At 71.5% G+C, this 14,087-nt stretch carries 12 protein-coding genes and 1 riboswitch; of the genes, 8 read left to right on the forward strand and 4 right to left on the reverse strand.

What is annotated here, in order from left to right; genetic code table 11:
• Positions 1 to 145: 145 nt before the first annotated feature.
• Positions 146 to 832 carry a hypothetical protein gene (locus AB0E67_RS08585; RefSeq protein WP_362022730.1) on the reverse strand — a complete coding sequence of 229 codons (687 nt, stop codon included), beginning with the start codon at positions 830 to 832 and terminating at the stop codon, positions 146 to 148.
• Positions 833 to 1,207: 375 nt separating this feature from the next.
• Here AB0E67_RS08585 and cutA point away from each other — a divergent pair, with 375 nt between their 5' ends.
• On the forward strand, positions 1,208 to 1,363 hold the full coding sequence (cutA, locus tag AB0E67_RS08590; protein WP_362022733.1) for a divalent cation tolerance protein CutA: 156 nt from the start codon (positions 1,208 to 1,210) through the stop codon (positions 1,361 to 1,363).
• Between the two features lie 220 nt (positions 1,364 to 1,583).
• On the opposite strand, the gene AB0E67_RS08595 is transcribed toward cutA, so the two are convergent.
• Positions 1,584 to 2,918 (reverse strand): VanZ family protein, encoded by a 1,335-nt coding sequence (locus AB0E67_RS08595; protein WP_073782099.1) that lies wholly within the window; start codon positions 2,916 to 2,918, stop codon positions 1,584 to 1,586.
• Positions 2,919 to 2,989: 71 nt separating this feature from the next.
• Positions 2,990 to 3,442 (reverse strand): hypothetical protein, encoded by a 453-nt coding sequence (locus AB0E67_RS08600; RefSeq protein WP_362022736.1) that lies wholly within the window; start codon positions 3,440 to 3,442, stop codon positions 2,990 to 2,992.
• A 791-nt stretch (positions 3,443 to 4,233) separates the two neighbouring features.
• Between AB0E67_RS08600 and AB0E67_RS08605 the strand changes: the two genes are divergently transcribed.
• From AB0E67_RS08605 to AB0E67_RS08635, 7 genes are all read left to right on the forward strand, one after another.
• Positions 4,234 to 5,274 (forward strand): MBL fold metallo-hydrolase, encoded by a 1,041-nt coding sequence (locus AB0E67_RS08605; RefSeq protein WP_362022738.1) that lies wholly within the window; start codon positions 4,234 to 4,236, stop codon positions 5,272 to 5,274.
• Positions 5,275 to 5,482: 208 nt separating this feature from the next.
• A riboswitch (cobalamin riboswitch) is annotated at positions 5,483 to 5,557 on the forward strand.
• A 135-nt stretch (positions 5,558 to 5,692) separates the two neighbouring features.
• Positions 5,693 to 6,976 carry a prenyltransferase/squalene oxidase repeat-containing protein gene (locus AB0E67_RS08610; protein WP_362022741.1) on the forward strand — a complete coding sequence of 428 codons (1,284 nt, stop codon included), beginning with the start codon at positions 5,693 to 5,695 and terminating at the stop codon, positions 6,974 to 6,976.
• Positions 6,973 to 7,647 carry an SCO2322 family protein gene (locus AB0E67_RS08615; protein ID WP_362022744.1) on the forward strand — a complete coding sequence of 225 codons (675 nt, stop codon included), beginning with the start codon at positions 6,973 to 6,975 and terminating at the stop codon, positions 7,645 to 7,647. The genes AB0E67_RS08610 and AB0E67_RS08615 overlap by 4 nt, the downstream gene beginning before the upstream one ends.
• A complete protein-coding gene (locus AB0E67_RS08620; protein WP_362022747.1) occupies positions 7,644 to 8,924 on the forward strand; it encodes an energy-coupling factor transporter transmembrane protein EcfT in 1,281 nt (426 codons plus the stop codon). The genes AB0E67_RS08615 and AB0E67_RS08620 overlap by 4 nt, the downstream gene beginning before the upstream one ends.
• Positions 8,921 to 10,639: an ATP-binding cassette domain-containing protein gene (locus AB0E67_RS08625; RefSeq protein WP_362022750.1), complete on the forward strand. Its 1,719-nt coding sequence runs from the start codon at positions 8,921 to 8,923 to the stop codon at positions 10,637 to 10,639. The genes AB0E67_RS08620 and AB0E67_RS08625 overlap by 4 nt, the downstream gene beginning before the upstream one ends.
• Before the next feature lie 146 nt (positions 10,640 to 10,785).
• Positions 10,786 to 11,580 carry an ECF transporter S component gene (locus AB0E67_RS08630; protein ID WP_362022752.1) on the forward strand — a complete coding sequence of 265 codons (795 nt, stop codon included), beginning with the start codon at positions 10,786 to 10,788 and terminating at the stop codon, positions 11,578 to 11,580.
• Positions 11,581 to 11,891: 311 nt separating this feature from the next.
• Positions 11,892 to 12,656, forward strand: a complete 765-nt coding sequence (locus AB0E67_RS08635; protein WP_362022755.1) for a hypothetical protein — start codon at positions 11,892 to 11,894, stop codon at positions 12,654 to 12,656.
• 43 nt (positions 12,657 to 12,699) lie between these two features.
• Here the strand turns inward: AB0E67_RS08635 and AB0E67_RS08640 are convergent, their stop codons facing one another.
• Positions 12,700 to 14,055, reverse strand: coding sequence for an alpha/beta hydrolase (locus AB0E67_RS08640; protein ID WP_362022758.1), 1,356 nt, complete (start codon positions 14,053 to 14,055; stop codon positions 12,700 to 12,702).
• Between the last annotated feature and the right edge of the window lie 32 nt (positions 14,056 to 14,087).

Raw genomic sequence — 14,087 nt, forward strand, 5'->3', positions numbered from 1 at the left:
CTGATGGACCGTCAAAACTGATACCAGTTCCAGTTCCAGGAGTCCACGTGCGCGGCGCTTCCGGAGAACCACGGCCCACAGCCGGGCCCGCCGAAAGCGAGGGCCCCGACGTGCTCCGGCGACCCGCCCGGGACGCGGGCCGGGTTCACGGCGCTGGTCGCCGTCGGAGTCCGAACGCCGTGGTCACCTGCTCGACGAGAGCATCCTCGGTCGATGTGGTGTCGACCCGGATGGAGCACCACCGGAGACGCTCGGCCTCCTCCTGAAGGCGACGTGTGAACATGCCGTCCCGTTCGGCGAGGTTACGGCCGGCCTTGGCCGGATCGCTGGTCTCCCATACGAACCCCTCCCCCGGCACGGCCCGGCTCCGGAAGGCGGCCTGGCGGAATTCAGGCGTGGGCAGGAGCCAGACGGCCTGCTCGGGAACGGTGAGCAGGGGTTTCACCAGGTGCGGCAGCAGCCGGAAGCCCTCCGCGAGGACACACGGTTCCTGCGGCAGGCGAAGGAGGTCCTCGATGATCAAGCCGAAGCCCTCACCGCGAAACCAGTGGAACGTCTCCAGCATGGTCTCCGGAGACCGGTTCACCCACCGCTCGTCCATGTCCATGGCCATGAACTCATGCAGGAAGGGGGCCTCCTGGGGCGTGGTCCGTCGAGCGTGGTCCCGCATCACGTCGTCGGTGGCGTAGAGCCGCCAACCGCAGCGATCGGCGACTCGGCGGCTGATGGTCGACTTCCCCGCGCCGCTCCCGCCGCCGATCCAGTACACGTGCCGCAGCCGGGCACGAAGCCCTGCGGCATCGGCCGCTTCTTCATACTTTCCGGAAGACATTCCTCTCCTGTCCCGCTGTGACAGCCAGGCATGATGTCCCGGACTACCGCCTCAGCTCGAATTGTGCCTCCCGCTCACCCTCCGGACGGCGCCCGCTCCCGGTTCTGTATTTCCTGATCTCGAAGTCCACCGCACCCATTGAACCGGGGCATTGGGACGACCACTGGAAGGGGTCGGTCTCGTGCGTTCGGGATCATCTCTCGTCACCGTCGGCTGAGTGCTGAACAGCTCGCTGTTGGCTACGCTCCCGGCCATGACTGAATAGGTGCAAGTCTCCACGGCCACGGCGACGAAGGACCAAGCAGTGACCCTCGCGGGACTCGTAGTACAGCAGCGGATCGCTGCAGGCGCCCAGATCATCAGCCGGTCACAAGCGTGTTCTGGCACCACGGCGAGTACGGCACCGGCGAGGAATGGCAAGTCCTTCTCAAGACGACCGCGGACCAATACCCGGCGCCGGAAGCGCATCTCCTTGAGCATCATCCGTGGGACAACCCGGAACTGTGTGCGATGCCTGAAGTGGATCACTGACTCCGTGGAGGCGTCGCCTTAATTAGACGACAAGCTCAAGGACGGACACGCCCCTGGAACGGCTAGAGGAAGCCTGGTTGTACGGCCCGGACGCCATGGAGACGACTCTCTTGACGCCCGGGCCTTACGTCAGGCCTCGCGGCAAGGCATCCAGCTGCCTCCCGCGCCGGGGCAGTCGAACGCTGCAAGTAGCGCTGCTGCGGTTGTGCAAAACGCCAGGTCAGTTGGGTGTGGTGGGCAGGCCCTGGGTGGGAGAGGCCCTTTCATCCACCTTTCCTGTTTCAGCGTCGACGTAGACCGGGTAGACGTCGTTGCCGACTGAGACCGGGATGGTCCATTGTGCCCGCCATTCGTCTTCGCGTCGGATGGCCAGCAAGTTGCCTGCCTCTGTCTTCGCTCCACCAGCGAACTTGGAGGCCGTGGCTGCGGCCTGCTTCTCGCTCACCCGGCGCGGGGGGAGTGAAACCGATTCTTCTGTATGCCGGGTCAGTAGCGCGGAGACGCGGCCGGCTCGGTTGATCTGCACGTCCAGACGCATGGGCATGAGCACGCCGTCGATACGACTTCGCCAGCTGACCATCCAGCCGAACTCCGCATCATCTCCGACCGGGAAGGATTTCACGTATGAGTCTTTGAGGCCCCAGGGGAAGCGCTCCTTCGCGTACTTCGTGGCGATGCGGAGCGCTTCGTCGGCCGTTTTGGGTGCAGCTCCGGCGCCTGTCACGGGAAAACTGCCGGGACCTGGCTTGCTCGAGTTTTCCAGGCTGACCGTGAGCTGTTCCTTGTCCGGCCAGCTCAGTTCGGCGAACCCCGTCTGTGTGGTGATCAACAGCATGTCGGGGGCGCCGTTCTGCCCGGGCTGGAGCTGTACGTTCGCGATGTCGAAGTGGTCGTCGAAGGCCTTGGCGAGGACCTGCTGCGCCTGGGACTTCTCGTCGCCTCCCGCGATCTGCAGGCTCGTGGAGTCCACAGCCAAGGGAGTGATCCAGGCTTTCCACACCACAGCACAGGCGAGAAAGCCGGTCACGAAGATGACAGCAGTCGGTTTCGCTGCGGAGCGTAGGGACAGAAGCTCACCTCGGGCCGCACGGACAACCGCCCAGCCGGCAAGAGCCCCGGCCGCCGCGCCCAGCGTATTGGTCAGCACATCACCGCTGTCACAGCTTCGCCCCACCCACGGGGCGAGCGCCTGGCTGAGCTCGGTTACCACCGACAGCAGCGCCCCACCCAGGAAGACGGGAAATACGCGTCGGACGGCAAGGACCCCAAGGAGCCCGATAGGAAGGAACATCGCCACATTCAGCAGACCCTGCTCTGTCGCGAAAGGCTCACTGAAATTCCGGTTGAGGACACACTGGCCGGACACATGACCCGGGGACGGAAAGAAAATGGTAACGCTCAGCTCCGCTACCAGGACGGCAGAAAGCCCCGCATACGCCCATGGGCGATTCAGAAACCTTTTCGCGGCGAAGTAGCCGATGAGAGCCGCAATCGTCACTGCGGCCAACGCGATGAGAACGAACTCACCTCGACCATTGAAAACAGCTTGCAACATGGTGGCGCAACACCTTCAAACGGGAGCGCCCCGCCCCGCGTGAGTCGCGGGGCGGGGCAGTGGATGAAAACTCAGCAGGTGCCCGAGGGCGTCTGGAACGTTCCCTGCCCGGTCACCGACAGCATCCCAATGGTGGAGTAGCAGTCCGACGGCCAGTTACGATCCCACGAGGCACTCTTGGTCGTGCCCGATGCCTGGCTGAACGTCGAACCCCACGTGGTTGTACCGGCATAGTTGAACCCCAGCTTCGCCGAGATGGTTCCGCCGCTCGACTTCTCGTACCAGGTCCTGACGTTCACCGGGCCGGAACCCTGCGTCTTGTCGTGGAACAGGCGACCACTCGACAGCGTGGTGCATACCCGGCCGTAACCGATCTGACCGCTGCCCGGACACGTTTCCTGAACCGATACCTCGCCGCTCGGGGCCGAAGTCGACGCCTGGGCAACGCCCGTTCCCCCCATGACCGCCAACGTCAGACCGGCCACCGCTGCACTGCGGACTATCTTGTGAGCGAACGCGCTCATATTGAACCCTCCCCAGGAATAGCAAAACCCGTTCCATCACGAAGGGTCAAGCATGTATTGGTTCATGGCCCGAATACCTACGCCCGACCGGTAGATATACCCACAAAGCAGACTGCCTCTTGACTGGAAACGCATATGCCTCAGCGCTATGCGCGTCCCTCCGGGCCCCTGCATGCTCTGGTCGCGGGCGACGATGCGCACGTCGATGCCTTGCGCGAGGTAAGGCATCGGAGGGGGTCAGCGCAGGAAACCAAAGAGACCATTCCTCCCGGCCTTCGGCCTCTTCGGCGGCGCGGGCCTCAGCCTCTGCCCGCTTGTGCTCCTTGATGGTAGTGGTGCAGACACCGCAGTCACCGCCGGCGCAACGGCCCGGCTTCGCGACGCTGTGGGCGCTGGGCCCGGTTGACCAGCGAGAACACCAGCAAGGCGCCGACATCCAGTACTGGGGCCGGGTCTCGAAACAAGGCCCACGGACGTGTGAAACCCATCGTCAAGGTGCGGTACGCACGCGAGATGGGCGACGGAAGGTACGACGCCGGGCACGCAAACGTGATCAGCGTGATCACACCACTCCGACACCGAACCGCGAACTCACCGGCCCACCAGGGCCCGGCTGTTCGTCGTGTTCGAGTCCGCGCTCCGAGATGGGCCAGATGGTCGCCCAGGGCTACCACTGGAACAAGTTCTCGTTACAGTGGGCAGGTGGTCGGTGGGCGGCGCACACCGACCACCGCGCACCGCACAGTCGTACGTCCGGTGAGACGGCCGGGCGGTGGGGAGAGGGAGAGCCCATGACGCAGGTGACCGACCACGGCGGGGGCGTGCACAGCATCGAGGTGCCCATCCCGGACAACCCGCTCGGCCACACCCTCGTCCACGTCGTCGACACCGATCGCGGGCCGGTCCTGATCGACACCGGCTGGGACGACCCGGAGGCGTGGGACACGCTCACCGCCGGGCTGACCACCGTCGGTGTGGCCGTCGCGGACATCCGCGGCATCGTCATCACCCACCACCACCCCGACCACCACGGCCTCTCCGGGCAGGTGCGCGAGGCGTCCGGGGCCTGGATCGCCATGCACGCGGCGGACGCCGAGATCGTGCGCCGCACCCGGGAGTCGGAGCCGGGCACCTGGCTGAACTACCTCGTCGCCAAGCTCACCGCGGTCGGGGCGCCCGAGGCGCACCTCGCGCCGTTGCGGGCCGCGGCGGCGGACCGGGGGCGTATGCGCACCCTGCCCGGGGCGCGGGCCGCGCTGCCGGACCGGGAGATCGTGCCCGGCGAGCTGCTGGACCTGGCGGGACGGCGGCTGCGGGCGGTCTGGACGCCCGGCCACACCCCCGGTCATGTCTGCCTGCATCTGGAGGAGAACCATCCGTCCGGTCTGCCCGGCCGGGGGCGGCTGTTCTCCGGGGATCATCTGCTGCCCGGGATCAGCCCGCACATCGGGCTCTACGAGGACCCGGACGCGGACGCGGTCACCGACCCCCTGGGCGACTACCTCGGTTCCCTGGAGCGCGTGGGCCGGCTCGGGGTGGCGGAGGTGCTGCCCGCCCACCAGTACGCGTTCGCGGACGCGGCCGGGCGCGTACGGGAGCTCCTCGACCACCACGAGGAGCGGCTGGCGGGGCTCCTCGGTCTGCTGTCCTCCCCGCTGACCCCGTGGGAGCTGGCCGAGCGGATGGAGTGGAACCGGCCGTGGGACCGGATCCCGCACGGTTCGCGCAACATCGCGGTCTCGGAGGCCGAGGCGCATCTGCGGCGGCTGGTGAAGCTGGGCCGCGCGGAGGCGGTGGCGGGGAGCGATCCCGTGACGTACATCGCGGTGTGAGCGACGTCATCGCGACGGGCGGTGGCGTACGTCGCGGCATGGGCGGTGGCGTACGTCGCGGTGTGAGGGGGGGTGCGGCGCGGTGCGGGCACGGGCGGCGCCCTGGCTCCACCCGCCTCCCCGGAACGGCGCCCGCCCGCGGGAACGCCCGCCCCGGACCCCTTCCGGGTCGCCCGGTAGAGTGAGTGGGTCGTCATCATGCCCGTACAGGGGGAAGCCGGTGCGAATCCGGCACTGACCACGCAGCCGTGAGCCGTCCCGTGGACGGTGAGTCGGAATGCCCTGGACGCGGTTGTGACCGGCTCGGACCACCGGAACCCCGGTGGTCGGCACCGTCGAGGTATACGGAGTCGGAGCCTGGTGCGTGAGCGTGCCTGTGCCCGGTCCGGATCCCCGCACAGGAGAGGCCCCGCCCGCCATGACCGTACGCCGCAGCGCGGCAACGCTCGCCGCGACCACGGCCGCCGTGCTCTGCGCGGCCGCCCCGGTCGCGGTCGCGGCGCCGTCCCCGTCGCCCACGCCGTCCGCCGCACTGCCCGCCGGGCTGTACGGCACGAAGGACCCCACCTACGACGGTGTCTGGCGGCAGTCGCTGGCCTTCCTCGCGCAGCGGGTCGAAGGCGTGACGCCCGCCGCGAAGTCGGTGGACTGGCTGATCGGCCAGCAGTGCGCCAACGGCGCCTACGCCGCGTACCGGCCCGACGCCTCCAAGCCGTGCGACGCGAAGACGGTGCTGGACACCAACGCCACCGCGGTCGCCGTGCAGGCGCTCGCCGAGGTCGGCGGGCACGGGGAGACCGTGAACGACTCGGTCCGCTGGCTGAAGTCCGTGCAGAACGAGGACGGCGGCTGGGGCTACGCGGCAGGCGCGCCCAGCGACGCCAACTCCACCTCCCTCGTGATCGGCGCCCTCGCCCGGCAGGGGCAGCGGCTCGCGGACGTCGTCACGCCCGAGGGCAAGTCCCCGTACGATCCGCTGCTCGCGCTCTCGATCCCGTGCGGTGAGAAGGACGGCGGCGCGTTCGCGTACCAGCCGGACAAGGCGGGGAAGCTCACGGCCAACGCGGACGCCACCGCCGCCGCCGTGCTCGGCACCATGGGCAAGGCCCTGGCCACCGGCAACAACGCCGCCGCCAAGGGGACCAGCTGCCGCCCCGCGGCCTCCGGTTCCGCCCTCACCCCCGAACAGGCCGCCCAGAACGGCGCCCACTACCTCGCCGGTGCCCTCGCCGCGAAGGGCCACCTCGACCTGGCCCCGATGCCGGGCGCCGAGGACTCCGCCCCGCAGCCCGACGTCGGCAACACCGCGGACGCAGTCGTCGCGCTGTCCGCCTCGGGCCACCAGGACAAGGCCGCCGAGGCCGTGGCCTGGCTGAAGAAGAACTCCGGCGCGTGGGCCGAGCAGAACGGCCCCGCCGCCTACGCGCAACTGGTCCTGGCCGCGCACGCTACCGGGAACAACGCCCGCGACTTCGGCGGCGTGAACCTGGTCGACAGGCTGAACGCGACCGGCCCGAAGCCCGCGGCCATCACGACCCCCGACCCGTCCGCCGACACCGGGTACGAGGCCACGGAGAAGGACCGGGTCCACAGTGGCGACGACGTGATCGGCGGCGTGTGGTGGTTCGTCGGCATCGGCCTCGTCGTCGGTGCGGGCGTCGGCTTCCTGATCAGCGGCCGCCGGAAGAACCAGCAGCTGTGAGGCGGACGGGAGGGGCCGCCGCCGCGCTGCTGACGGTGCTGAGCGCGGTGCTGCTGGCCGTGCTGGGCGCGGGAGAGGCCCAGGCGGCCGGCTACCGGTACTGGTCGTTCTGGGAGGGCTCGGGCGAGGGCTGGGCGTACGCCACCCAGGGCCCCGCCCTGGTCCGGCCGGACGACGGTGCCGTGCAGGGCTTCCGGTTCGCGGTGAGCGAGGACTCCCAGGACGCGGCCCGGCCCCGCCACGCCCCCGGCTTCGCGAAGATCTGCGCGGACACCCCTGCCGAGAAGGGGTCCAAGCGGGTCGCGCTCGTCATCGACCCGGGCACCGCGGCGGACGCTCCGGACGGGCGGACCCCGCCCGCGCTCCGGACCGCGTGTGCCGTGGTCGCTCCGGACGCGAGCACCGCCGAGGCGCTCGCCGCGGTGGCCAAGCCGTTGCGTTACGACGGCAACGCGCTGCTGTGCGCCATCTCCGGGTACCCGGCCTCCGGCTGCGGCGAGCAGGTGTCGGGCGACGGGCACGAGAAGCCCGCCGCGTCCGCCCCCGCCACGTCCGCCGCGTCCGCCGACGGTTCCGACCGCGGACCGTCCGCCGGGATGCTCGTCGGGGTCGGCGCCGTTCTCGTCCTCGGCTCGGCCGCGGTCGTGCAGGCCCGCCGCCGCCGAGGATGACCACTCCGACCAGCGGCCCGGCGACCGGGGACGGGGCACCCGACCGCCCGGCCACCGGCCGTCCGCCGACTGGCCCCACCCGCACCACCGGCGTCACCCCTGCCCGTGCCACTCGCGCCCCCCGCACCGCCGACCGGCCGCTGCGCGCGCTGCGGGCACCCGAGGCGAACCGCAGCAACGCCCTGCCCGCCGGGGCGTGGTGGCTGTGGGCGCTGGGCCTCGCCACCGCCGCGTCCCGCACCACCAACCCGCTGCTGCTCGGACTCCTCGTCGGGGTCGCGGGCTATGTGGTCGCCGCGCGCCGTACGGACGCGCCCTGGGCCCGTTCGTACGGGGCGTTCATCAGGATCGGGCTGTTCGTCGTCGGCGTGCGGCTGGTCTTCTCCGTCCTCCTCGGCTCACCCATCCCCGGTACGCATCCGCTGTTCACGCTCCCCGAGGTGCCGCTGCCCGACTGGGCGCAGGGCGTCCGGATCGGTGGCCGGGTCACCGCCGAGCAGCTGGTCTTCTCGCTGTACGACGGGGCGAAGCTGGCCGCCCTGCTGATCTGCGTCGGCGCGGCCAACTCGCTCGCGAACCCGGCCCGGCTGCTGAAGTCGCTGCCGGGCGCGCTGTACGAGGCGGGGGTCGCCGTCGTCGTCGCGATGACGTTCGCGCCGAACATGGTCGCCGACGTGGCGCGGCTGCGCACCGCGCGACGGCTGCGGGGCCGCCCGACCGGCGGTGTCGGGGCGGTCCTCCAGATCGGACTGCCGGTCCTGGAGGGCGCGTTGGAGCGGTCGGTCGCGGTGGCCGCGTCGATGGACGCGCGCGGCTACGGGCGTACCGCCGAGGTCCCGCCCGCCGTCCGGCGCACCACGAACGCGCTCACGCTCGGCGGGCTGCTCGGGGTGTGCGCGGGCACGTACGGGCTGCTGGCCGCGCAGGGCGCGGTGTACGGGCTGCCGCTGCTGATCGCCGGGCTCGTCGCGGCGGCGGCCGGGCTGCGCCTGGGCGGTGCCCGGTCGGTCCGTACCCACTACCGGCCCGACCGGTGGGGTGCGCGGGCCTGGCTGGTGGCGGGTTCGGGGGTCGTGGTGGCGGTGGCGATGATCTGGGCGGGCGGTGTCGACGCGGAGGCGCTGCACCCCGGGGTCGTACCGCTGACCGCGCCGGTGCTCCCGTTGTGGCCCGCGGCGGCGGTGCTGGTGGGGCTGCTGCCCGCGCTGGTGGCCCCCGTTCCGCCGCCGGTGGGCGCCGGTTCGAAGACGCGGCCGAGTCCCGAGGAGGACCAGTGATCCGGTTCGAGCAGGTTTCGGTGCGGTACGAGGGGGCGGAGCGCCCCACCCTGTCCGGGGTCGATCTGACCGTTCCCGAGGGCGAACTGGTGCTGCTGGTCGGTCCGTCCGGGGTCGGCAAGTCGACGCTGCTGGGGGCCGTCTCCGGTCTCGTGCCGCACTTCACCGGTGGCAGGCTGAGCGGCCGGGTCACGGTCGCGGGGCGCGACACCCGTACCCACAAGCCGCGCGAACTCGCCGACGTGGTCGGCACGGTGGGCCAGGACCCGCTCTCCCACTTCGTCACCGACACGGTCGAGGACGAGCTGGCGTACGGGATGGAGTCGCTGGGGCTCGCCCCGGACGTGATGCGGCGGCGGGTCGAGGAGACCCTGGACCTGCTGGGTCTCGCCGGGCTGCGGGACCGGCCGATCGCCACGCTCTCGGGAGGGCAGCAGCAGCGGGTCGCGATCGGTTCGGTGCTCACCCCGCATCCGAAGGTCCTGGTCCTCGACGAGCCGACGTCCGCGCTCGACCCGGCGGCGGCCGAGGAGGTGCTGGCCGTGCTGCAACGGCTGGTGCACGACCTGGGCACCACGGTCCTGATGGCGGAGCACCGGCTGGAACGGGTGGTGCAGTACGCGGACCAGGTCGTCCTGCTGCCGTCGCCGGGCGCCGCTCCGGCCATGGGCGCCCCCGCCGATGTCATGGCCGTCTCCCCGGTCCGTCCGCCGGTCGTGGCGCTGGGCCGGCTGGCGGGGTGGGAGCCGCTGCCGCTGTCGGTCCGTGACGCCCGGCGCCGGGCCACCGGCCTGCGCGAACGGCTCGCGGACCGGCGACCGCCCGCCGCGCCCGCCCCGGCCCGGGCCCTGGTGTCCCCGCTGCCCGCCGTGCCCGCCCCCGCGCGACGCGGCGCCCTGGCCCGGCTGCTGGGACGCGGCACGCACCCGGCCGCCCCCGTTCCCGGGCCCGCCGTCGACGTCCCGGCCCGGGTCGAGGACCTCGGCGTGCGGCGCGGGCGCGTCGAGGCGCTGCGCCGGGTCACGCTCTCCGTCGCCCCGGGCGAGACCGTCGCCCTGATGGGCCGCAACGGCGCGGGCAAGTCCACCCTGCTCGGCGCGCTCGTCGGCATGGTCGAACCCACCGCGGGCACCGTCCTCGTCGGCGGCCGGCCCCCGCACCGCACGCCGCCGCGCGAGATGGTGCGCCGGGTCGGGCTCGTACCGCAGGAACCGCGCGATCTGCTGTACGCGGACACGGTCGCCGCCGAGTGCGCCGCCGCCGACACCGACGCGGGCCCCGCCGCGGGCAGTTGCCGGGAGCTGGTCTCGAAGCTGCTTCCCGGTGTGCCGGACGACATCCATCCCCGCGATCTCTCCGAGGGGCAGCGGCTCGCGCTCGCCCTGGCGGTGGTGCTCACCGCGCGTCCGCCGCTGCTGCTCCTGGACGAGCCGACCCGCGGTCTGGACTACGCGGCGAAGGCCCGGCTGACCGGGGTGCTGCGGGGTCTCGCCGCCGACGGGCACGCGATCGTCCTGGCGACGCACGACGTGGAACTCGCCGCCGACCTCGCGCACCGGGTGGTGATCCTCGCCGACGGGGAGGTCGTCGCGGACGGGGAGACCCGGCAGGTGGTGGTCTCCTCCCCGGCGTTCGCCCCGCAGACCGCGAAGATCCTCGCCCCGCAGGAGTGGCTGACCGTGGCACAGGTGCGTGACGCGCTGGAGGAGCGGTGAGGAGCGGGCACGGGGGACGGGCGGCGAAGGTGGCGGACGGGCGTCGCGCGCCCGCGGGCCCCGTGGAGCGAGCGGACGGCCCGGCCCGGACGGGACGCACGGCCCTCACCGGACAGGCGCGGCGGTCGGGCCGGACGGTACGGCCGGTGCGTCTGGGACCGCGCGCGATCGCCGCGCTCGTGCTGATCAGCGCGATCGGCGTGGTCGCGTTCGGCTGGCCGCTGCTGGCCGACGCCAGCTCCGGTCTCGCGCACTCCCAGGACGCGCCGTGGCTGTTCGCCGCGCTGCTGCCGCTGCTGGTCGGCGTGGTCGTCGCGATGATCGCCGACTCCGGGCTGGACGCGAAGGCGGTGGCGATGCTGGGGGTGCTGGCCGCGGTCGGTGCCGCGCTGCGCCCGCTCGGCGCGGGCACGGCGGGCCTGGAGCCGATGTTCTTCCTGATGGTGCTGAGCGGCCGGGTGCTCGGCCCCGGCTTCGGATTCGTGCTCGGCTCGGTGACCATGTTCGCGTCGGCGCTGCTGACCGGCGGGGTGGGGCCGTGGATGCCGTTCCAGATGCTGTCGATGGGCTGGTTCACCATGGGCGCGGGTCTGCTGCCGGGCCCGGACCGGCAGCGCGGGCGGGCCGAGCTGCTGATGCTCGCCGGGTACGGGTTCCTGGCGGCGTTCGCGTACGGCACGGTGATGAACCTGTACGGATGGACGATCGTGCCCGGCGCCGGCTCGGGCATCTCGTACCACGCGGGTGATCCCCTGTCCGAGAACCTGGTCCGCTTCCTGGCCTACTGCGCGGCGACCTCGCTCGGCTGGGACCTGGGCCGGGCCGTCCTCACCGTGGTGCTGACCCTGGCACTCGGCTCGACACTGCTGAAGGCGCTGCGCCGGGCCACGCGCCGGGCGGCCTTCGACGCGCAGGGCACGTTCGACACCCCTGACGGGTGAGGGCCCGCGCATCCGCTTGACCTCCATGACCGGGTAGGGTGACAGTCACTCCCTCTCCATTCCCTTGATTTCCCTCTGCTTTTTCCCCGGATTTCAGGCCTTTGGGGACATTTCACACCGCGTCAACACCCGCCAAAAGCCCGGTTTTCTCTTACTTGGACTACTTAATTACCCATTGGTCCATATAGGCGCATTTTTCTCTGACGTCCGTTCCCGTCAGCGGCCGGAGCGTTGTCACATACGTGGAACCTCGTGATTTCTGGGATCGGAACACCGTCCTGGCGGAAGCTTTCTGCGCCAGCGACGAACGCATGCGCCGAGCGCAGGCTCTGCTGGACGAGGCGCAGGCGGAGCGGAGCCGGACGCTGGCCGCGTTCGCCGTCACGGTCGGCGACGACGGATCCATCGCGGACCTGATGGGCCTGAACGAACGCGAAGTGCGATTGGCACGACGCACGGTGGGCCGCAATGACGCGCGCTCGCTCGCCCAGGAGTTGCTGAGCCGGAAGCAGCGGGCGCCCAAGGAGGTACCCGGCGAAACCGCCCCCGCCCCCGCCCCCGCCCCCGGCCCCGCCGCCGGTCCGGTTCCCGCCCCCGGCCCGGTTCCCGGCTCCGTCCCCGCTCCCGCTCCCGCTCCGGAGATCCCTCTGCCGCATCCGCGCAAGGAGATGACGGTGCGGACGACGGGGAGCGCGCGCATGAGCACGCCGCCCGTGATCGTGCCGCCGGTCCCGGCCACGCCCCCGACCGTGCCCCCGCCTCCCTCCTCTCCTCCCCCGGCACCCCCGGTCGAGGCGAACAGCACGGTCGTCTGGTCGCCCAGCATGGACTCCGTGCTCTTGTGGAGCTGGGAGTCCGGGCTCGACGTGCAGACGGTCGCCGCCGAACTCGGCCTGGATGTCAGGTCGTTGCTGATGCGGGTGCAGGAGCTCGCCAACGACGGGATGCTCACGCTCGCCAACCCGGTCCCGGAGGTGAACCGGTCGGGCCGCCACCGCCGCCAGAACTTCGACGAGCAGGCGTACGCGGCGCTGTTCGCCCCGACCACCACCTTTCCCACGCACCTGCCGTACTGAGCGCCCGACGCCGGGGGCCGACCGGTGCCCGGGAAGGCCCCGTTCAGCGCCGCGCGGCGACGGCGTCGAACCAGCGCACGATCTCAGGTCCCGACTTCACGTACGTGGCGATGTGGTCCGCCGTTCCCTGGTCGATGACCTCGGCCTCGACGCCGTGCGCGGCCAGGTCGGCGGCGCAGGAGCGGGTGTTGGCGACCGGCACGTCGGTGTCTCCGGACGAGGTGTGGAGACGTACGGGGACATCCGGTCTCCAGGCGCAGCTGCCGTCCTGGGCGCGCACGGCGGCCAGCAGGGCGCCGGAGGGGTGCTGCATCTGCCGGTAATAGTCGTCGGTGAGCAGTTCCCGCAGCGTCGCGGGCAGGGCGGGGATGATCTCCTGCTCGGTGTGGTGGGTGTCGAAGAGGTCGTCGACGATGGCCGCGTACGGCTCCCGGAAGACCTCGGAGGGGTCCTCGTAGAGCGGGTGGAGCCGGTTCTGCGCGGTGAGGAAGTACGTCATGTAGAAGACGCCGCTGATGTCGTTGACCCGGCCGTCGAACAGGGCGGGCATCTCGGCGTGCTCGATGTCGTACGGTCCCGAGACGGGAGCGAGGGCGCGGAGCCGGAAGTGCCGTTCGGCGCCCTTGTCGAGGGCCTTGGCCAGGGCCATCGCGACCTGGCCTCCCTGGGAGAAGCCGCTGACGTACAGATCGCCGGTGAGCGACCGGCCCAGGTTCCGCGCGGCGGTGCGGGAGGCGCGCAGCATGTCGAGGGAGGCGGTGACGGCGGACCCGGTGTCCATGTACGGGTGGCGGCCCGGCCCCTTGCCGAGTCCCAGGTAGTCGGGGGCGGCGACGGCGCGGCCCGCGGAGGCGTGGAGATACGGGGCGAAGCGGCCGAAGTCCTCGCCGACGGAGGGGGCGTAGTCCCGGTGGGCCATCGTGCCGTGGGTGTCGGAGACCAGGTCGAGGCGGTGCGCACCGCCCTCGGGAAGGACCAGGAGGCCGGTGGCCGTGGTGGGCGCGCCCTGCGGGGTGACGGTGCGGTAGGTGAGTCGGTAGGCCCGCACTCCGTGGCGGACGGTGCCGGTGTCCACACCGCCGGAGGCCAGGAACCGCATGACGTCGGAACGTTCGAGACCGGCCACCGGGGTGACGTCGAGGACGTCGCCCCGGCTGCCGTGCGCGGCGCCGGTGCGTTGCGAGTCGCCCTGCACCAGGGGGTGTTGCGCGGCGGAAGCGGGGGCGGCGGGGGCCGATCCGGCGGCGGAAGCAGTGACAGCGGGGGCGGCGGTCGCGAGGGCGGGGGCTGCGCCGAGCGCGGTCAGGACCACGACGGCGGCGGCGAGTCCCCGCCGGACGGTGCGACGACGGCGAAGACGACCCCGAGTCGCCTTGTCCGTAAGGCTGTTCTCTTTCATTTCTCCGACGCTATACGGCCGGACACCGTACG

The sequence above is a fragment of the Streptomyces sp. NPDC032161 genome, assembly GCF_040636995.1.
In the GTDB taxonomy this organism is placed as follows: domain Bacteria; phylum Actinomycetota; class Actinomycetes; order Streptomycetales; family Streptomycetaceae; genus Streptomyces.